The 18763-nt window shown below is 67.0% G+C and carries 21 protein-coding genes; 14 read left to right on the top strand and 7 right to left on the bottom strand.

The annotated features are described in order from the left end of the window. Positions 1 to 38 precede the first annotated feature (38 nt). A complete protein-coding gene (locus tag QP045_RS08700; protein ID WP_422514585.1) occupies positions 39 to 944 on the bottom strand; it encodes a histone deacetylase in 906 nt (301 codons plus the stop codon). Between the two features lie 59 nt (positions 945 to 1003). Here QP045_RS08700 and QP045_RS08695 point away from each other — a divergent pair, with 59 nt between their 5' ends. The 7 genes from QP045_RS08695 (at position 1004) to QP045_RS08665 (ending at position 7290) form a co-directional block, all read left to right on the top strand. Then, complete coding sequence (locus QP045_RS08695) at positions 1004 to 1978, top strand: alpha/beta hydrolase (RefSeq protein ID WP_422514584.1); 975 nt, start codon at positions 1004 to 1006, stop codon at positions 1976 to 1978. Positions 1979 to 2020: 42 nt separating this feature from the next. Next, positions 2021 to 2509, top strand: a complete 489-nt coding sequence (locus tag QP045_RS08690; RefSeq protein WP_422514583.1) for an RNA pyrophosphohydrolase — start codon at positions 2021 to 2023, stop codon at positions 2507 to 2509. 60 nt (positions 2510 to 2569) lie between these two features. Then, positions 2570 to 3490 carry a DUF481 domain-containing protein gene (locus tag QP045_RS08685; RefSeq protein WP_422514582.1) on the top strand — a complete coding sequence of 307 codons (921 nt, stop codon included), beginning with the start codon at positions 2570 to 2572 and terminating at the stop codon, positions 3488 to 3490. Between the two features lie 42 nt (positions 3491 to 3532). Then, the gene (locus QP045_RS08680; RefSeq protein ID WP_422514581.1) at positions 3533 to 4741 is read left to right on the top strand and encodes a hydrolase; all 1209 of its coding nucleotides are present in this window, start codon (positions 3533 to 3535) and stop codon (positions 4739 to 4741) included. Then, positions 4738 to 5754 carry an arginine N-succinyltransferase gene (locus QP045_RS08675; protein ID WP_422514580.1) on the top strand — a complete coding sequence of 339 codons (1017 nt, stop codon included), beginning with the start codon at positions 4738 to 4740 and terminating at the stop codon, positions 5752 to 5754. Before QP045_RS08680 ends, QP045_RS08675 begins: the two co-directional genes overlap by 4 nt. Beyond that, on the top strand, positions 5754 to 7010 hold the full coding sequence (locus tag QP045_RS08670) for an N-succinylarginine dihydrolase (protein WP_422514579.1): 1257 nt from the start codon (positions 5754 to 5756) through the stop codon (positions 7008 to 7010). Before QP045_RS08675 ends, QP045_RS08670 begins: the two co-directional genes overlap by 1 nt. Before the next feature lie 64 nt (positions 7011 to 7074). Continuing rightward, positions 7075 to 7290 carry a hypothetical protein gene (locus QP045_RS08665; protein WP_422514578.1) on the top strand — a complete coding sequence of 72 codons (216 nt, stop codon included), beginning with the start codon at positions 7075 to 7077 and terminating at the stop codon, positions 7288 to 7290. A 33-nt stretch (positions 7291 to 7323) separates the two neighbouring features. On the opposite strand, the gene QP045_RS08660 is transcribed toward QP045_RS08665, so the two are convergent. Together QP045_RS08660 and QP045_RS08655 are read right to left on the bottom strand one after the other, a co-directional pair. Next, positions 7324 to 7926 (bottom strand): 2-dehydro-3-deoxy-6-phosphogalactonate aldolase, encoded by a 603-nt coding sequence (locus QP045_RS08660; protein ID WP_422514577.1) that lies wholly within the window; start codon positions 7924 to 7926, stop codon positions 7324 to 7326. 23 nt (positions 7927 to 7949) lie between these two features. Further along, positions 7950 to 8828: a 2-dehydro-3-deoxygalactonokinase gene (locus tag QP045_RS08655; protein WP_422514576.1), complete on the bottom strand. Its 879-nt coding sequence runs from the start codon at positions 8826 to 8828 to the stop codon at positions 7950 to 7952. Positions 8829 to 9032: 204 nt separating this feature from the next. On the opposite strand from QP045_RS08655, the gene ubiM reads away from it, so the two are divergent. The 3 genes from ubiM to QP045_RS08640 all read left to right on the top strand — a co-directional run bounded on the left by ubiM (position 9033) and on the right by QP045_RS08640 (position 12241). Continuing rightward, entirely contained in the window at positions 9033 to 10202 is a 1170-nt protein-coding gene (gene ubiM / locus QP045_RS08650; protein WP_422514575.1) for a 5-demethoxyubiquinol-8 5-hydroxylase UbiM, read from the top strand. A 26-nt stretch (positions 10203 to 10228) separates the two neighbouring features. Beyond that, the gene (locus QP045_RS08645; RefSeq protein ID WP_422514574.1) at positions 10229 to 11740 is read left to right on the top strand and encodes an acetyl-CoA hydrolase/transferase family protein; all 1512 of its coding nucleotides are present in this window, start codon (positions 10229 to 10231) and stop codon (positions 11738 to 11740) included. 93 nt (positions 11741 to 11833) lie between these two features. Next, positions 11834 to 12241, top strand: a complete 408-nt coding sequence (locus QP045_RS08640; protein WP_422514573.1) for a group II truncated hemoglobin — start codon at positions 11834 to 11836, stop codon at positions 12239 to 12241. Between the two features lie 31 nt (positions 12242 to 12272). Here the strand turns inward: QP045_RS08640 and dxs are convergent, their stop codons facing one another. From dxs to QP045_RS08625, 3 genes are read right to left on the bottom strand one after another with little or no spacing between them, the layout of a single operon-like run. Then, positions 12273 to 14201 (bottom strand): 1-deoxy-D-xylulose-5-phosphate synthase, encoded by a 1929-nt coding sequence (dxs, locus tag QP045_RS08635; RefSeq protein WP_422514572.1) that lies wholly within the window; start codon positions 14199 to 14201, stop codon positions 12273 to 12275. A gap of 59 nt (positions 14202 to 14260) precedes the next feature. Continuing rightward, positions 14261 to 14719, bottom strand: a complete 459-nt coding sequence (locus tag QP045_RS08630) for a Fur family transcriptional regulator (protein WP_422514571.1) — start codon at positions 14717 to 14719, stop codon at positions 14261 to 14263. 41 nt (positions 14720 to 14760) lie between these two features. Then, the gene (locus QP045_RS08625; RefSeq protein WP_422514570.1) at positions 14761 to 15135 is read right to left on the bottom strand and encodes a MerC domain-containing protein; all 375 of its coding nucleotides are present in this window, start codon (positions 15133 to 15135) and stop codon (positions 14761 to 14763) included. 117 nt (positions 15136 to 15252) lie between these two features. Here QP045_RS08625 and QP045_RS08620 point away from each other — a divergent pair, with 117 nt between their 5' ends. The 4 genes from QP045_RS08620 (at position 15253) to rpsI (ending at position 17817) form a co-directional block, all read left to right on the top strand. Then, the gene (locus tag QP045_RS08620) at positions 15253 to 16314 is read left to right on the top strand and encodes a COX15/CtaA family protein (protein ID WP_422514569.1); all 1062 of its coding nucleotides are present in this window, start codon (positions 15253 to 15255) and stop codon (positions 16312 to 16314) included. Further along, entirely contained in the window at positions 16311 to 16637 is a 327-nt protein-coding gene (gene cutA, locus QP045_RS08615) for a divalent-cation tolerance protein CutA (RefSeq protein WP_422514568.1), read from the top strand. Before QP045_RS08620 ends, cutA begins: the two co-directional genes overlap by 4 nt. A 137-nt stretch (positions 16638 to 16774) precedes the next feature. Then, positions 16775 to 17254: a 50S ribosomal protein L13 gene (gene rplM / locus QP045_RS08610; RefSeq protein ID WP_422514567.1), complete on the top strand. Its 480-nt coding sequence runs from the start codon at positions 16775 to 16777 to the stop codon at positions 17252 to 17254. After that, positions 17254 to 17817 (top strand): 30S ribosomal protein S9, encoded by a 564-nt coding sequence (rpsI, locus tag QP045_RS08605; RefSeq protein ID WP_422514566.1) that lies wholly within the window; start codon positions 17254 to 17256, stop codon positions 17815 to 17817. The genes rplM and rpsI overlap by 1 nt, the downstream gene beginning before the upstream one ends. A gap of 114 nt (positions 17818 to 17931) precedes the next feature. Here rpsI and QP045_RS08600 read toward each other — a convergent pair whose 3' ends face one another. Further along, positions 17932 to 18711: a metallophosphoesterase family protein gene (locus QP045_RS08600; protein WP_422514565.1), complete on the bottom strand. Its 780-nt coding sequence runs from the start codon at positions 18709 to 18711 to the stop codon at positions 17932 to 17934. Between the last annotated feature and the right edge of the window lie 52 nt (positions 18712 to 18763).

Raw genomic sequence — 18763 nt, 5'->3', positions numbered from 1 at the left:
TGCATCTCCGTGCAGCGACCGCAAGTAGGGTGGTGACGTCAGATTCGTTCAGCGAAGACGCCGCCCAGCGTCAGGATGGAGGCGACGTGACGCTCCGACACCTCCATCGCGTCATCGCCATAGCCGCCACCCAGCGCACTCGCGAGCGGGATCCCGCGGTCGCGCGCCAGAGTCGCCATCCACCGGTCGCGCCGCACCAACCCCTGCCGGGTGAGCGCAAGCCGGCCGAGGCGGTCGCCGGAAAACGGGTCTACGCCCGCCTGATAGAGGATCAGGTCGGGCGCGAAGCTATTCACCAGCGGCACCAGCGTCTCCGCCAGCGTGGCGAGGTATTCTTCGTCCTCGACACCGTCGGGAAGGCCTATGTCGAGCGTCGAGCGCGCCTTTCGCACCGGGAAGTTCTTGTCGGCGTGGATCGAATAGGTGGCGAGCCCGGGGCGGCCGGCAAGGAGCGAGGCGGTGCCGTCGCCCTGATGAACGTCACAGTCGACGACGAGCACCCGGGCCGCCGCGCCCTCCTCCACAATCCGGTTGGCGGCGATGGCGAGGTCGTTGAAGATGCAGAAGCCCGCGCCGGTGTCGGCAAGCGCATGGTGACTGCCGCCCGCCGTATTCGCGGCAAATCCATGGGTGAGGGCCAGCCGCGCGGCAAGATAGGTGCCGCCCGGCACCGCCTGCGCACGCTGGGCCACCTCGGCAGTGACGGGGAAGCCGATCCTTCGCGTCTTCTCGGGCGGGACCGCCAGCTCGATGACCTCCCCGACATAGCCGTGCTCGTGGACGGCCTCGATCCAGTTCCGCGGCATCGGGTCCGGCTGGTGCCACTCGATGCCGGCGCCTTGCTGGCGCAGCAGATCCCGGACCAGACCGTTCTTGTTCCATTGATAGGTGCTGCGCGCCGGGGCGGGCGCGACATAGTCGGGATGGTGGACGACGCGGATCACGCTCCATAGGTAAGCGTCGCCCGCCTGGCCGCAACGCCGCGCATCCTGGGGAGATCACCGTGTCCCAAGTCTTTGTCCGACCCGACGTTCGCGCCTTCCTGGGCTATATCGAGAACATGCCGGGTCCGCGCATGTACGAGCTGACCCCGACAGCGGCCCGCGAGCAGTTCCACGCGATGAAGGATGTGGCGGACACGCCGGTGGGCGAAATCGCCGTGATGCGCGACCTGAGCATCCCGTCACCACAGGGCGAGCTGCGCGCGCGGCTGTACGATCCGCGACCCAGCCGTGAGCCGGGCCCAGTGGTCCTCTTCCTGCACGGCGGCGGCTTCGTCATCGGCAGCGTGGAGACCCATGCGAGCATTTGCGCCGAGATCGCGCGCATGCTCGACCTCCCGGTAGTGGCGCTCGAGTATCGGCTGGCACCGGAACATCCCTGGCCGGCAGCACCGGACGACGCCGAGGTGGCAGCGCGCTGGTTGGCCGATGGGCCCGCAGCCCTGGAGCGTGGCGTCACCAGCCTCGTTCTAGCCGGGGACAGCGCCGGTGGAGCGCTTACGATCGTCACCGCGATGGCATTGCGGGACCGCCCCGCGCGCGTCCCCGTCATTACCCAGTGGCCGATCTACCCGCTCACGGACACCACCCGGCCTTATCCGTCCTTCGCTGAGTTCGCCGATGGCTATCTGCTTACCCGCGAGTCGCTGGCCTGGTTCGGCGAGGCCTATCGCGCCGAGAACGCCAGCCTGCGCGCCTCGCCCCTGTTGGGCGAGATGACGGGCCTGCCGCCTGCGCTGGTGCTGACCGCGGGCCTCGATCCCCTGCGCGATCAGGGCCGCGCCTATGCCGCCGCCCTTGCCGGAGCCGGGGTCGCAGTGACGTATCGCGAGGCGCGCGGGAACATCCACGGCTTCCTCAACTTCCGCCGCGCGATCCCGTCGAGCCAGGGCGATCTTGCGAGCGCTCTGGTGGTGCTGCGCCAGATCATCGAGGAGGCCGAGGCCGAGCGCGTTCTGGCGCAGGCTGCCGGCTGAGCCCCTCGACTTGCTCCCCGCCGCACCGCTAGGAGACGGGCCATGAACGACAGCACCCTTCCCTATCGCCCCTGCGCCGGCGTCATGCTGATCAACCGCGACGGCCGCGTCTTCGTCGGCCAGCGGATCGACTCGACGCTGGAGGCCTGGCAGATGCCGCAGGGCGGGATCGACCCCGGCGAGGATGCTCTAGAGGCGGCCTTGCGCGAACTCCGCGAGGAAACGGGAGTTCGCCCGGACAAGGTCTCGCTCATCGGCGAGGCACCGGAGGAGCTTTACTACGACCTGCCCGAGGACATGATCGGCAAGATCTGGGGCGGCAAGTATCGCGGCCAGCGCCAGCGCTGGTTCGCCTTCCGGTTCGAAGGTGAAGAGCAGGACATCGACATCGCGACGCCGGAGCCCGAGTTCCGCGCGTGGCGCTGGGCCGAGCCCGACGAACTGCCCGATGCCATCGTCGGCTTCAAGCGCGCGCTGTACGAACGTCTGCTCGACCTGTTCGCCGAGCCGCTCGGGCGATCCCCCCGCTGACGCGACGGAGCGAGTCCGAAGGCGGTTCACCTCTCGCTGCAATGCAGCTAAGGATTCGGTGTGAATAAGGCCGTTCTGATCATTCTTGCGACCCCGATGCTGCTTGCCAACGCAGCAACGGCGGCTGCCGCCAAGAAAGACGCGCCGATCCCCGAGCAGCTCAAGATGATGCTCGACGCCGCGATGGCGTCGGGCAACGAGGGCGACGTCGCAACGCTGGTCAAATACTCACGGATTGCGGCGCCCGACAGCATTGATCTCGTGCGAGAGATCACCAACAAGTGGACGGACGATCGCGCTGCCAGGCGCACCCGCGAGTTGCAGGAGTCCTCGTTCTTCGCACTGGTGAAGGGCCGTGCGGAGCTCGGCGGCTACATGAGCTCGGGCAACAGCGACAATTTCGGTGCCACCGGCGTGCTCGACCTGTCGCGCGAAGGGTTCCGCTGGCGCCACAAGCTGCGCCTGCAGCTGGACTATCAAAAGGCGAATAACGTCACGAGCCGCGAATATTATCTCGCGGCCTATGAGCCCAACTACAAGGTCGACGACCGCCTCTATATCTATGGCTCGACCCAATATGAAAGCGACCGGTTCGTCGGCTATTACAACCGCTATTCGGCGTCTGCCGGAGCGGGCTACAGCGCGATCAAACGGCCCCGAATCACGCTCGACGTGGAGCTCGGCCCGGCCTTTCGGCATACAAACTTCACCGACGAGACGCTCGAAAGCAATCTCGCGGCTCGCGGCTCTATCGACTTTGACTGGCGTCTCAGCCGCTCGCTGACCCTGCGGCAGGACGCGTCCGCCTATATCGTCGCCAAGGCAAACAGCACGGCAAGCAGCACGACCGCGCTGGACGCGAAGCTGCTGGGGCCTTTGTCCGCGCAATTCTCCTATGCGGTGCGCTACGAAAGCAATCCGCCCGAAGGCAGCGTCACCACGGACACCACCACCCGGGCGTCGCTGGTCTATTCCTTCTAAGCGCGGTTCCTTCGCTGCCGGAACCACGCTAGCCTCCGGCGCATGAATGCTCTTTCAAGCACGGAAGCCGCCGTCGTCGAACGCGCGCGCGCTGCCCCGATGCTCGCACAACTGGAATCCTGGGTCGCGGTAAACAGCGGCACGCGTAATCTGGCCGGACTGGGCCGGATGGCGAAGCTTCTCGCCGATGCTTTTTCCACGCTGCCGGGCGGAATCGCGCTCATCAAGCCCGATCCCGTGCAGGCAGTCTCCGCCGACGGTCGGCTTCAGCCGATCGAACATGGCCGGCACCTGCTGCTGACGGTGCGCCCTCAGGCGCCGATCCAGCTGATGTTCGCCGGACACATGGACACCGTCTACGCGGTCGACCACCCCTTCCAGGCGATAAGGGTGCGGGAGGACGGCGCGCTCAACGGGCCCGGCGCCGCAGACATGAAAGGCGGGATCGCCGTCATGCTGGCCGCACTCAGCGCGATCGAGAGTTCGGGCTTTGCGGGGAGGCTCGGCTATCAGGTCCTGCTGAACTCCGACGAGGAAACCGGCTCGCTGTCATCGGCGCCGCTGATCGCGCGAGTGGCACGCGGCAAGGTGGCAGCCTTCGTCTACGAGCCATCGCTTGCCGACGGCACCTTGGCGGGCGCGCGGGGCGGGACCGGCAACTTCTCGCTGGCCGTAACAGGGCGCAGCGCGCACGCCGGCCGTAATCCCGAGGAAGGACGCAATGCCCTGGTCGCAGCATCCGAACTGGCGCTGCGGCTGGCGAGCGCGGCGGGGGACGGTCTGACCGTCAATCCCGCGCGGATCGACGGTGGCGGACCGAACAACGTCGTGCCGGAGCATGCGGTGCTTCGGGTAAACTTCCGCCCGGCCACTGCCGATGCTGCCGCCCGCGCCAGGGCGGCACTGGACGATGCCGCCGCCGAAGTGGCTGCCGGGCACGACGTGCACGTCGAGTGCCACGGCAGCTTTAACCGGCCGCCCAAGCCGATCGACGCTGCGGCGGAGCGGCTGTTTGGCTTGGTCCGCGACGCCGGGCAGAGCCTGGGGCTGACGATCGGCTGGCGCGCGACCGGCGGCGTCTGCGACGGCAACAACATCGCCGCCTGTGGCGTCCCCGTCGTGGACACCATGGGGGTGCGCGGCGGCGCCATTCATTCCGCAGACGAATTCATGCTGCCGGAGAGCCTTCCTGAGCGGGCGGCGCTGTCGGCGCTTTCCATCCTCCGGCTCGTCGAACGGGGGAGCGTATGAGCTTTCGCATCCGCGCTGCGCGCGACGAGGATTTGCAGCACCTGTACGAGATGGCGAAGCTGACGGGCGGCGGCTTCACCAACCTGCCTCCGGACAAGCCGGCGTTGCGTGCCAAGCTGGAGCGCAGCCATGCGGCCTTCGCGCGGGAAGAGGACACGCTGGGCGACGAGCTGTTCGTGCTGGTGCTGGAGAATGTCGACACCGGGGAGGTTCGGGGCACCTGCCAGATCTTCACCCAGGTCGGGCAGCATTGGCCCTTTTATTCCTATCGCGTGGCCACGCTTACCAAGCACAGCGAGGCGCTGCGCCGTACGTTTCGCGCCGAAATCCTGAACCTCGTCAACGACCTGGAGGGGGCAAGCGAGGTCGGCGGCCTGTTCCTGCATCCGAACGAGCGCGCAGGGGGCCTGGGGCTTCTGCTGGCACGCAGCCGCTACCTGTTCATCCGGGCGCATCGCCGGCGCTTTGCCGACCGCATCCTGGCGGAGCTGCGCGGGGTGATCGACGAGGCCGGTGGCTCGCCCTTCTGGGACGGCGTCGCCGGGCGTTTCTTCGGTATGAGCTTTCAGGAAGCGGACGAATTCAACGCGATCCACGGCAACCAGTTCATCGCCGACCTGATGCCCAAGCACCCGGTCTACACTGCGATGCTGCCGGAAAACGCGCGCGCGGTGGTGGGCCTGCCCCACCCCTCCGGACGCGCCGCGATGCGGATGCTGGAGCGTGAGGGTTTTCACTACGAGAACTACGTCGACATTTTCGACGGTGGGCCGACCATGACCGCGCGTACCGATCAGGTGGCGACCATCCGCAACGCCCGCGACGCGCGCGTGGCAGGGGTCAGCGATGGCGGGGAACCGATGCTGATCTCGACAGGGCGGCTCGACCATTTTCGGGTGGCAATGGGGCGGGTGCGCGCGACCGAGGACGGCGACGTGCTGTTGGATCCCGAAGCCGCGGGGCTGCTTGGCGTCGGGGCCGGGGACCGGGTGATATTGGTCGAGCGCGACTGATGGCGCTCCGCGAGATCAACTTCGACGGGATCATCGGCCCCAGCCACAATTATGCGGGGTTGAGCCCTGGCAATCTGGCCGCGACCCGCAACGCCGGGGCGGCTTCCCACCCACGCGCCGCCGCCCTGCAGGGCATCGCCAAGATGCGCGCGAACCTCGCGCTCGGGCTGGTGCAAGCAATTCTCCTCCCCCACCCGCGCCCGGATCACCGCTGGCTGAAGGCACTGGCGACCGACTATGCGGCAGCACCGCCGCACCTGAAGGCGCAGGCTTTGTCGGCCTCGGCGATGTGGGCCGCAAACGCCGCCACCGTTTCCCCGGCGCCCGACACCGGCGACGGGCGCTGTCACCTGAGCGTCGCCAACCTCGTCACGATGCCCCACCGCAGCCACGAATGGCCAGAGACGCTGGCGCAGCTCCAGCTTGCGTTTGCGCACGAGCATTTCGTCGTCCACCCCCCGGTGCCGCCGCCGTTCGGCGACGAGGGCGCCGCCAACCAGATGCGGCTGACCGCCAGCCACGGTGAAGCCGGGGTAGAGGTGTTCGTCTATGGGGTGACCGGCGGCCCCTTCCCCGCGCGCCAGCACCGCGATGCGTGCGAAGCGGTCGCGCGGGCGCATCGGCTGGACCCTGCACGCACCCTGTTCGTGCAGCAGTCGGAGGCCGCGATCGCGGCAGGCGCGTTTCACAACGACGTGGTTGCGGTGGCTAACGAACGCGTGCTGTTCGCGCACGAGCAGGCGTTTGCCGACCCGGCGGGCTTCTATGCGGATCTTCGCCGGCTGCTGCCGGAGGTGGAGATCGTCGAGGTTCCGGCCGCACAGGTATCGCTTCAGGATGCCATCGCCTCCTACCTCTTCAACGCGCAGCTGGTGACGCTGCCGGGTGGGGAGGCTGCGCTCATCCTGCCGGAGGAAGCGCGGGCGACGCCGTCCGTGTGGAACTGGCTGCAGGCGCATGTCGCCGGCAACGGACCCATCCGCCGGCTGGAGGTAGTGGACGTGCGCGAGTCCATGGCGAACGGCGGCGGCCCCGCCTGCCTGCGGCTGCGCGTCGTCGCCGACCCTGCCACCATCGATCCGCGCTTCCTGGTCGATGATGCCAAGCTCGACCGCATCGCTGAGGTGGTAAGCGCGCATTGGCCCGAGACCATTGCGCACGATGCCATCGGCGACATGGACCTGATCGGAAGGATCGAAGCAGCACGAGCGGAACTGCTGAAGGCCCTCGACCTTGTCGGGTTCATTGACAGGTAGCTACGTCCGGCGGTTGAATTTGGCGGTTTTCTACGGTTGGCACGCGCCTTGCTGATCATCGGGCATGTGGAACCGTGTCGGCCGCCTCTTCACGATCAAGACCAAGTTCGAGGCGTACCTCGTAATCTATGGCCTGGGTACCGGCGCAGTGGAGCGGGGGCTCCACTTCATGCAGCAATATCCCGGTGTCGGCGGGTTACTGCTGTTCGCCGCATGCCCGGTGGGCGTGATGATGGCGGGCGCGCGCATCCTCGATTCTATCGAGGCGAGCGCGGGCTAGGCCCTGCCGTGGGGGCGGCAGGGCCTAGCCAAATCAGGCGGCACGGGCCGCTTCGAACCCTTTGACCAGCGCCGCACCGCGGGTGCGCACGTCTTCGACGCTGCGGCCCGGCGCGTAGAGCGACGAGCCGATGCCGAAGCCGTTGGCGCCGGCCTTCAGATAAGGGCCCATGGTGTCGGGATCGATGCCGCCCACGGGGAACACCGGCACATGTTTGGGCAGCACCGCGCGCACCGCCTTCAGCCCGGTCGGCCCGGCGAGTTCGGCCGGGAACAGCTTGAGCCCGTCGGCACCTGCGGCAATGGCGCGGAACGCCTCGGTGGGGGTGAAGAAGGCGGGGAGCGATTGCAGGCCGGCGTCCTTGGTTGCGGCAATCACCTCGACGTCGCTGTTCGGCGAAATCACGATCCTGCCGCCAACGTCCGCGACACGCGCCACGTCGGCGACGGTGAGGACCGTGCCTGCGCCCACCAGCGCGCGATTACCCATGCGGTCGACGATCCTCCGGATGCTCTCGAAAGGCTCCGGTGAATTCAGGGGCACTTCCAGGCAGCGGAAGCCGACCTCGAACAGAGCGTCCGCAATCTCGGGTGCTTCGTCGGGGGTGAGGCCGCGAAGGATGGCGACGAGCGGCAATCCGCCCAACAGGGTCTCAAGCGTCACTTCAACAATCCTCCAATTCGCCACAAGCCTTGCGCCACCGCGTCCGCGCCATCGAGCACGCGCACGTCCGCGACACCGGCAAGCGCCAGCACCACCCGGTAGAGCGCGGCCAGTTCGGCCGAGCAGATCAGCATCACCCCGTCGCGCGCCCGCTCTCGCAGCGCCGCGACCTCCCCCCCGATCAACAAGCCGGAGAGGTAGCTCGCGACCGATTGCGGCGAGAGGCTGCCGAGCAGCACCTCGGCACGGGCAGAGAACAGCAGCGGCAGCGCGCCGGCGGGATCGTCGAGCGCACGCTGCGCGCCCAGTGCGAACGCCCCCTCGTCGGTCGCATCCCCTTCGGCAAGCTGGCCGAGCAGCGACTGGTTGCGCAACAGCGCGTACATCTCGCCGGTCATGACCGTCGTGAAGCCGGTGATGCGGCCCCCCTCGACCTGCGCCCATTTGCTATGGGTGCCCGGGAGCACGATCGTCCCATCGGCGATGTGGCTTCCGAGGATCTGGGTTTCCTCGCCCCGCATGACGTTGGCGACGCCGTTCGCGCTGCGGGCCGACAGGCCGGGAACGATGTAGCAGCGGACGGGCGCGTCCTCGACTCGAAGGGCGGCGCCGGCCAGATCCTCGGGATTGGCCGGACAGGGCAGATAGGCCGCCTCGTGCCAGCCGGCACGCGCCCCCACCATGCCGGCGAGGATCACCAGCGTGTCCGCTTCGATCCAGTCCTCCAGTGTCTCGGCCAGCACGCCCGCGAATTCCGGACGTTTCAACCGGGCGGCGCCGCGATGCGACTCCCGCCGATCCACCACCGCCCCGTCCGGCCCGAACCGATAGGCGCGCAGGTTGCTGGAACCCCAGTCGACTCCGATCAGCGCCATGGAGCCAGTCCTTCCATTCGCGAATGGCACTGTTCGGGCGCGGGTGCGTTGTCGGTCATGCCGGCTGAATTGGAACGCCGACCGGCAAATGTCGAGGGCGACCCGCCCCGGAGGCCGCTTGGCGGTCTAGATGGGTTGATCGAGCGCAAGGACGGGCGCAGGAGGCGTTCGCATAGCGCGCCTGGTGACCCGGGAGGTTCGGCGATGGAATGTGACGTACTGATCGTAGGCGGTGGCCCCGCCGGGCTTAGCCTGGCGCGGTCGCTGGCCGACTCGTCGCTACGGGTCATGGTGGTGGAGCGGCAGCCGGAGACCGCGATCGCCGTTCCAGGCTATGACGGGCGCGAGATCGCGCTGACCCATCGCTCGATCGCGACGCTGAAGGCACTGGGCGCCTGGCACCTGTTGCCGCCCGACGAGATTTCGCCCCTCAACGAAGCGCGCGTGCTTAATGGCGCCTCCCCTTTCGCCCTGTCGTTCGAGACGACGGGCCATGGCGGCGGGCCGCTCAGCCTGATGGTACCGAACCACCGCATCCGGGAAGCACTGTACCACTCCGTCCGCGACCAGCCGAACCTGACGCTGCTGACGGGAAGCGGTGTGTCCGCCGTGAAAACCGACGCTCGATCCGTCAGGGTCATGCTGGAGGACGGACGCTCGATCTCTGCGCGGCTGCTCGTGGCAGCCGACTCGCGTTTCTCGCGTGTGCGTGAATTGCTGGGCATCGACGCCGAGGTGAACCGGCTTGGGCGGTCGATGATGGTGTGCCGCGTCACCCATGAGGAGGATCATCATGGCGTCGCGACCGAGTGGTTCGATCACCATCAAACCGTGGCGATGCTCCCGCTCAACGGGCGTCGATCCTCGGCGGTGCTGACGCTACCGGCAGAAGCGATGAAGCGTGTCGCGGCGCTGGATGACGCAGCCCTGGGCGACGAGCTCACCCGCCGCTACCAGGGCAGGCTCGGCCGGATGCAGGTGGATGCGCCCGCGCACGTCTATCCGCTTGCGACCACCTATGCGCGCCACTTCGCAGCACCGCGCGCGGCGCTGATCGGCGATGCCGCAGTCGGCATGCACCCGGTAACTGCGCACGGCTTCAACCTCGGGCTCCAGAGCCAGGCGACGCTGGCGCGGCTCGTCCGGGAAGCCGCCGGAAGCGGCCAGGACATCGCCGCCGCGTCACTGCTGCGTCGCTACGAAATGACGCACCGGCTCGCGAGCCGCCCCCTTTATGCCGCCACCAATTTTCTGGTGCGGCTCTATACCGACGAGCGTCCCGGCGCGCGGCTTGCCCGCGACGCGACGCTTCGGGTCGGCAGCCGACTGCCGCTGGCCCGACGGGCAATCACCGCGATGCTCATGCAGCGCTGAACACACACCAGGAGATCCACGTTCCCATGGCCGATCGTATTGCGTGCCAGGCACTTCGTAGCAAAATCTGCACCGCCGCCGAGGCAGCGACTCACATCGCGTCCGGCAACACCGTGGGGATGAGCGGCTTCACCGGCTCGGGCTATCCGAAGGCCGTCCCGATGGCGCTTGCCGAGCGCATCGAGGCGGAGCAGGCGGCGGGGCACCCGTTCCAGGTGCGGATCTGGAGCGGCGCCTCTACTGGGCCGGAGCTCGACGGCGCCCTCGCAAAGGCAAACGGCATCGAGTTTCGCCTGCCGTACAATTCGGATCCGATCGCACGCGAGAAGATCAACTCGGGCCAGATGGAGTATTTCGACCTCCACCTCAGTCAGGTCGCGCCAATGGCGTGGGAGGGTTTCCTGGGACCGCTCGACGTGGCGGTCATTGAAGTCTCGGGCATCCGGGCCGACGGCGCGCTGATCCCCTCCTCCTCCGTCGGCAACAACAAGACCTGGATCGACCGCGCCGACAAGGTGATCCTTGAGGTCAACCGCTGGCAGGACGAGCGGTTCGACGGGGTCCATGACATCTATTACGGCACGGCGCTGCCCCCCGCGCGCGTGCCCATTCCCCTGCTGCGTCCCGACGACCGCATCGGCGAACCCTATTTCCGGTGTGATCCGAACAAGATCGTCGCGATCGTCGAAACGGACAAACCCGATCGCAACCTGCCGTTCACCCCGCCCGATGCAACCGCGGCCGCGATCGCAGGCCACCTCCTGGAATTCTTCGCGCATGAGGTTCGCCACGGGCGCCTTCCGGCATCGTTGCTGCCGATCCAGTCCGGCGTCGGCAACATCGCCAATGCGGTGCTGACCGGCCTGATCGACAGCCCCTTCCACGACATGACCGCCTACACCGAAGTCATCCAGGACGGCATGCTCGACCTGCTCGACAGCGGGCGGCTGCGCATGGCCTCGGCAACCGGCTTCTCGCTGAGCCCGGAGGCCGCCCTGCGGCTGAACGCCAACATGGGCGAGTATCGCCACAAGATGGTGTTGCGCCCGCAGGAAATCAGCAACCACCCCGAACTCGTCCGGCGGCTCGGCTGCCTGGCGATGAACGGGCTGATCGAGGCCGACATCTACGGCAACGTCAATTCCACCCACATCATGGGCTCGCGCATCCAGAACGGCATCGGCGGTTCGGGCGATTTCGCGCGCAACGCCTATATCTCGATCTTCATGACGCCATCGGTCGCGAAGGGCGGCGCCATCTCGGCAATCGTGCCGCAGGTGTCGCATGTCGACCACATCAACCAGGACGTGCAGGTGATCGTCACCGAGCAGGGCCTGGCCGACCTGCGCGGGCTCAGCCCCAAGCAGCGTGCGCGGCTGATCATCGAGAAGTGCGCGCATCCGGAGTATCGCCCGATGCTGGCCGATTACTTCGCCCGCGCACACAAGGGCAGCTACGGCCTCCATGCGCCTTCGCTGCCGGGAGAGGCGCTGTCCTGGCACCAGCGGTTCATGGACACCGGCTCGATGCGCCCCTGATCCAGCCGCGAGAACGGTTGCGCGAAATCAAGGCACCCCGTTCGCGGGGTGCCTAGACGCGACGCTGGTCCCAACGCCGCCTGGAGACATTTCATGACCGCCGCCCCGCCCGCCAGCAAGCCTGCGAGCCTGTACGACCGGATCGGCGGCATGGACGGGGTGCGGCTGGTCGTGGACCGCTTCTACGACCTGATGGAACACGAGCCAGAATATGCCGAGTTGCGCGCCATGCACGACGCGGACCTGCTGCCGGTGCGGGTGTCGCTCACCCAGTTCCTCGCCGCTTGGCTAGGCGGCCCGAGGGACTGGTTCGAGGCTCGGCCGGGCGCCTGCATCATGTCGCTGCACCGGGAAATGCCGATCGACCGCAAGACCGCCGGACAGTGGGTCCACGCGATGAGCCGGGCCCTTGCCGAGAACCGGGTAGAACCGGCGCTTGGCACGCAGATGCAGCAGTCCTTCCTGCGGATGGCGCATGCGATGATGCTGCGCGGCGAGTGACGATAGCCTGCCCCGCCACGGGTAACCTGTTTCAGGCTGGCTTGCGCGCGTCCTCGATGCCGCCTTCGTTCCAACGCAGCGCCTTCAGAACCGTATCGACGATCTGCGGGGCGTTGAGGCCCGCCTCGTCATATTGTTTCTCGGGCTTGTCCTGGTCCTGGAACACGTCCGGCAGGCGCATGGTGCGCAGCTTCAGCCCGGCGTCGATCAACCCCTCATCGCTCGCATAGGTAAGGACATGGGCACCAAGGCCGCCGATCGCGCCCTCTTCCACCGTCACCACGACTTCGTGGCTGGTGAGGAGGCGGCGGATCAGCGCCTGGTCGAGCGGCTTGGCAAAGCGAAGATCGGCGACGGTGGTGGAGAAGCCCTTGGCGTCGAGCTGGTCCGCAGCCTTCAGCGCCTCTTCCAGTCGCGTGCCGAGCGAGAGGATCGCAACCTTCTTGCCTTCGCGGACGATGCGGCCCTTGCCGATCTCCAGCCGCTCCGGCGTGGTCGGCAGCGGCAGGCCGACGCCGTTGCCGCGCGGGTAGCGCAGCGCGATCGGTCCATCGTCATACAGCGCGGCGGTGTGGGTCATGTGCACCAGCTCCACCTCGTCCGCGGCGGCCATCACCACCATGTTGGGGAGCGTGGCGAGATAGGTGACGTCGAAGCTGCCCGCGTGAGTCGCGCCGTCTGCGCCGACAAGGCCGGCGCGGTCGATGGCGAAGCGAACCGGCAGGTTCTGGATCGCGACGTCGTGGACCACCTGGTCATAGGCGCGCTGCAGGAAGGTCGAGTAGATCGCACAGAACGGGCGCATGCCCTGGGCGGCGAGTCCCGCCGCAAAGGTGACGGCGTGCTGCTCCGCGATGCCCACATCGAAGGACCGGTTGGGGAAGCGGGCCTGGAACTTGTCGAGGCCGGTGCCGGCCGGCATCGCCGCGGTGATCGCGCAGATCCGGTCGTCCCGTTCGCCCTCAGCCACCAGCGCCTGTGCAAAGACACTGGTGTAGCTCGGCGGGCCCGGAGGGGCCTTTGCCTGGGTGCCGGTGATGACGTCGAACTTCTGGACGCCGTGATACTTGTCCGCCGACGCCTCGGCCGGGGCATAGCCCTTGCCCTTTTGCGTGACGACGTGGAGCAGGATCGGACCCTCCTCGGCGTCGCGGATATTCTCCAGCACCGGGATCAGGTGGTCGAGGTTGTGGCCGTCGACCGGGCCGACGTAATAGAAGCCGAGCTCTTCAAACAGCGTGCCGCCCATCGTCATGCCGCGGGCGAACTCGTCCGTCTTGCGCGCTGCCGAATGGATCGGGCGCGGCAGGCGGCGTACGATCTTCTTGAGCGTCTCGCGCAGGCCAAGGAAGCCGCGGCTGGAGACGATGCGTGAGAGATAGGCAGAAAGCCCGCCGACCGGCGGCGCGATCGACATGTCGTTGTCGTTCAGGATCACGACCAGGCGATTTCCGGCCTGTTCGGCGTTGTTCATCGCCTCATAGGCCATGCCCGCCGACATCGAGCCGTCACCGATCACCGCAATCGCCTTGCCGGGGCGATCCGCAATCTTGTTAGCAATCGCGAAGCCGAGCGCGGCGGAAATCGAGGTCGAGCTATGGGCGGCGCCGAACGGGTCGTACTCGCTCTCGCTGCGCTTGGTGAAGCCGGAGAGGCCCCCGCCCTGACGCAGCGTGCGGATCCGGTCGCGACGGCCCGTCAGGATCTTGTGCGGATAGCACTGATGCCCAACGTCCCAGATCAGCCGATCCTCGGGCGTGTTGAAGACATAGTGGATGGCGGTCGTCAGCTCGACGACCCCCAGGCCGGAACCCAGATGACCGCCGGTCGTGCCGACCGCCGAGATGGTCTCCAGCCGCAGTTCGTCGGCCAACTGGCGCAGCTGGCCTGGCTTGAGGGTACGCAGGTCGGCGGGCGTGCGAACCGTATCCAGCAGCGGCGTATTGGGAACTTCTACCATCGGCCGGGCTTAGCGCGACGAACGGCCAGTGTCGATTGTCGGAAATCGAACCTTTCGCCCTAGCGGCAGTCGGCGCATTTTCCCCGGACTTCGATGACCGGGCGCACCGCGGCAAAGCCGGCATCGGCAGCTGCCGAACGGACCGTCCCGGTGATCTTGTCGTCGTCGATGTGGGTGGTCTGCCCGCAGCTGTCACACACCAGGAAGATGCAGTCGTGCAGGCAATCGGGATGCGCGTTGGCGACATAGGCGTTGGCGCTTTCCACCCGCCGCGCAAGGTTCGCATTCACGAACAGGTCCAGGATTCGATAGACGCTGTTGGGCGCGACGCGGCGACCCTCGGCCTGCGAAACCGCATCGGCGATGTCATAGGCGGAAGCCGGTTTCTCGAAGCCCGCCAGCACGGAGAAGATGCGCGCGCGCATCGCCGTCCATTGTTCGCCCGACCGGATCAGAGTCGCTTCCGCGACGCGCGACAGCGCCTCGCCCGAATGTTCATGATGGTCGTGCGCGGTCATGGCGGACAGGTAAGCTGCAGCCGGTCCCGCGGCAAGTGGCGTCAGGAGACCGCGCGGCGGTTGAGGTCGTGGCCCAGCGCCAGCAGTCCGACGCCGATCATGGTCCAGATCATCTCTCCCCCGCCATGCGGCAGGTGGAGCGCGCCCATCATCACGCCAAGGCCAAGGCCGCCGATCGCGGACGGCATCATATAGCCATGCGTCAGGACGCCCCGGCCCAGCGCGAGGGCGCCAAAGCCGATGGCGAGCATCAGGCCGACTTCGTGGAACAGCGGGTTCATCAGCGCGCCCGCCGCCGATGCGAACAGCCCCAGGAACAGCGCGCTCGCCAGGCAGTGCACGACGCACAGCCCGGACAGGCCGATCGCGAACCGATCGAGCACGCCGTCGCGCTGCAAGGAGATGCTGCTGGACATCGCCGATCAAATAGCTTCGACAGACACACGTTACAACATCACATTTGCATTTTTTCGACAAATTGCGTGTGCTTCTCGGCATCGACGCCGCGGGCGCGGCGGCCTAAGAACAGGCACATGGCCCACAGCCCTTCGATCGCGAACGACGTCGCAACGCCCCCCGCCCGCCACGCCCGGCCCGCGGCTATCGCCAACTGGCTGCTCGCGGTTGCCGCGCTGATCGTGGTGATGGTGGTGGTGGGCGGCATCACCCGGCTGACCGAGTCGGGGCTTTCCATCACGGAATGGAAGCCGCTGACCGGGATCATCCCGCCCCTCAATGCCGAGCAGTGGCAGGCCGAGTTCGACAATTACAAGCGCATCCCGGAATATCAGCAGCTCAACCAGGGCATGACGCTCGCCGGGTTCCAGGCAATCTTCTTCTGGGAATATCTCCATCGGCTGCTCGGCCGCGTGATCGGCGTCGCCTTTGCAGTGCCCCTGCTGTGGTTCGCCGCAAAGCGCGCGATCCCGCGCGGTTACGGCTGGCGGCTCGTGGCGCTTCTGGCGCTCGGAGGCCTGCAGGGCGCCATCGGCTGGTGGATGGTCACATCCGGACTGGTCGAGCGCACCGATGTCAGCCACTTCCGGCTTGCCGTCCACCTGCTCACCGCGCTGCTCATCCTGGCAGGTCTGATCTGGACCGCGCTGGACCTGCGCGACCTTGCTCGCGATACGCATGCGCGGCCGGCGCGGCTCACCGGCACGGCTGCGCTCGTCTCCCTCGTGCTCTTTGTGCAGCTGCTGTTCGGCGCGTTCGTCGCGGGCCTGAATGCAGGGCTCGTCACCAACGAGTGGCCGCTGATGAACGGCCGCTTCATCCCCGAAGGCATGTTCCAGTTCCGCTCCTTCGGTGACGCCCTGTTCAACGACCCTTATCTGATCCACTTCGTGCACCGCTGGTGGGCATGGGTGACGGTGGCAGCGCTGGTGGTGCTGGCCCGGCTTGCGAAACGCGCAGGCGATCGGCGGGCGTCGATTGCCATCCACACCACATTCGGCATCCAGATCCTGCTCGGCATCGCCACCGTGATGACGGACGTGAACATCGTGCTGGCCACGCTGCACCAGTTGTTCGGCGCCCTGGTAGTGGCGAGCGTCGCCTGGGGAGCCCATTCCGTTGGGCGTCAGCGCGCATGAGCGACATCACGCTCCTCCAGGCCACCTTCGCAGGCGCGGAGGAAGCAGAGCGGATCGGTCGCCTGATGGTCGAGGAAGGCCTCGCCGCCTGTGTCAACGTGCTGGCATCCTGCACGTCCATCTATCGCTGGAAGGACGCAATCGAGACCGAGATAGAGGTCACGGCGCTGTTCAAGACGCGACCGGAACTGGCCGAAGCGCTCGCCGCACGGATCGGCGAGCTACATAGCTACGAGCTTCCCGCCATCGAATGGTGGGGCGTCGAAACCACCCCCGAGGTCGCCGAATGGGTGGCGGAGCAAACCGTCGGAGAACAGGCCTAGGTATCACAATACCCGTCGGGAAAGCCGCAGTTCGCTTGACTTTCCGCGGGTCTTCGCCCATTCGGCCGCTCGTTCATGCCGCTCCTCATGGGGCGGTGTTGCATGGTGCAACGACCCAGCAAAGAGGTCTCAAGCCTATGAAGGCTCTGATGAAGACCACCAAGTCGGCCAAGCCGCACGAGGTGGAGAAGAAGTGGCATATCGTCGATGCCGAAGGCCTTGTGGTCGGTCGCGCAGCTTCGATCATCGCCAACGTCCTGCGCGGCAAGCACAAGACGAGCTTCACCCCGCACGTGGATTGCGGCGACAACGTCGTCGTCATCAACGCGGACAAGGTGCGGTTCACCGGCCGCAAGCTGACGCAGAAGATGTACTACAAGCACACGGGCTATGCCGGTGGGCTTAAGGAAGTGCGCGCGGACAAGATCCTCGAGGGTAATTTCCCGGAGCGCATTCTCGAAAAGGCGGTTGAGCGCATGATCCCGCGCGGCCCGCTTGGCCGTCAGCAGATGCGCAACCTGCGCATCTTCAAGGGCACCGAGCACCCGCACGAGGCCCAGAACCCCGAAGTCCTCGATATCGCGGGCATGAACCGCAAGAACAAGGTGGGTGCCTGATGTCCGACAATCGCCAGTCCCTGTCCGACCTGGGCAACCTGACCCAGCAGCCGGCGCCGCAGGGTGAGCAGGCAGCGCCTGCCGCCACCACCGAGGCGACCCAGGCTCCTGACGCAGCAGCTCCGGAGGCTCCGGCCCGTCCGACGATGCCGCTGCGCGCGCAGGAAATCGACCAGTACGGCCGCGCCTATGCAACCGGCCGCCGCAAGGACGCAGTTGCTCGCGTCTGGCTGAAGCCGGGTTCCGGCAAGATCACGATCAACGGTCGTGATCAGGAAGTCTATTTCGCACGTCCGACGCTGCGCCTCGTCATCAACCAGCCGTTCGGCGTTGCCGAGCGTGATGGCCAGTATGACGTGATCTGCACCGTCAAGGGCGGCGGTCTGTCCGGCCAGGCCGGCGCGGTGAAGCACGGCATCAGCCAGGCGATCACCCGCTATGAGCCGGTGCTGCGCGCACCGATCAAGGCTGCCGGATTCCTGACCCGCGACAGCCGCGCCGTCGAGCGTAAGAAGTACGGCAAGGCGAAGGCCCGTCGTAGCTTCCAGTTCTCGAAGCGCTAAGCGACCGACGCATTGCGTTACGAAGGGCGGTCCCGCAGGGGCCGCCCTTTTCGTTTGTGCGCGTGCGGCGCAGCCCGGGCACGGACCTGCCGTCCGGATCCCTGTTCACCCAACCTAGGCAACCGGCTCGTCGGCAACCTTCGCGTCGGTCACGCGATAGTCCGGCTCGCCCAGCCGGCGGACGATTGTCTCGAACTTGCCATCCTGAATGCGGATCTCGTTGAACGACGGCGGGTTGTCGCGGGTCCGGACGGACAGGGTGCCTGCGCCCACCAGCCGGATCGAGCGACCATTGACGACCTCTTCCACGTCGAACGGATCGTGGACATGGCCGGAAAGAACGGCGTCGGCACCCGCCGCCGCCAGGGCCTCCAGCGCCTTGCGACCATAGCGGGTCTTACCGGTCGATCGCGTCCCCGCCTCGATCAGCGGGTGGTGGGCGGCCACGAACACAAGATCCCCGTTGGGAACCGCGTCGAGCAGGCTGAGCGAGGTTTGAAGCGCGCGCTTCCCCACATAGCCCTTCGACCAGTTCAGGCGCATCTGGAAGCGCGCGGTCGTCTTCAGGGGAACCACCGTCAGGCCGCGGATGTCGAGCGGCTGCTCGATCACCTGTGCGAGCTTCTTGTAGCGGCGGTACGGCATCAGGAAGCGCGCGAACGGGTTGAAGTACGGCAGGTCGTGGTTGCCGACTTCCACCGTCGTGGGGCGCTGTAGCCCCTCCAGCCAGGCGGAGGCCTGTTCGAATTCGCGGCTCCTCGCCCGCATCGTCAGGTCACCGGTCATGATGATCGCGTCGGGCTGCTCCGCCTTTACGGCGCGGTCGAACCAGGCGATCGCCTCCGGATCCTCCGCGCCGAAATGAACGTCGCTGACGTGAAACAGCCGGATCATGCCTTCTCCTTCGCCGGTTGTCGGGGCGGGGCTTGCGGCCCCGGCTCCCGAC

This window comes from Sphingomonas sp. 3-13AW, assembly GCF_049311085.1.
In the GTDB taxonomy this organism is placed as follows: Bacteria; Pseudomonadota; Alphaproteobacteria; order Sphingomonadales; family Sphingomonadaceae; genus Sphingomonas.
Note: the sequence above shows the minus strand (reverse complement) of the source record. Positions and strands in the feature narration are given on the sequence as shown.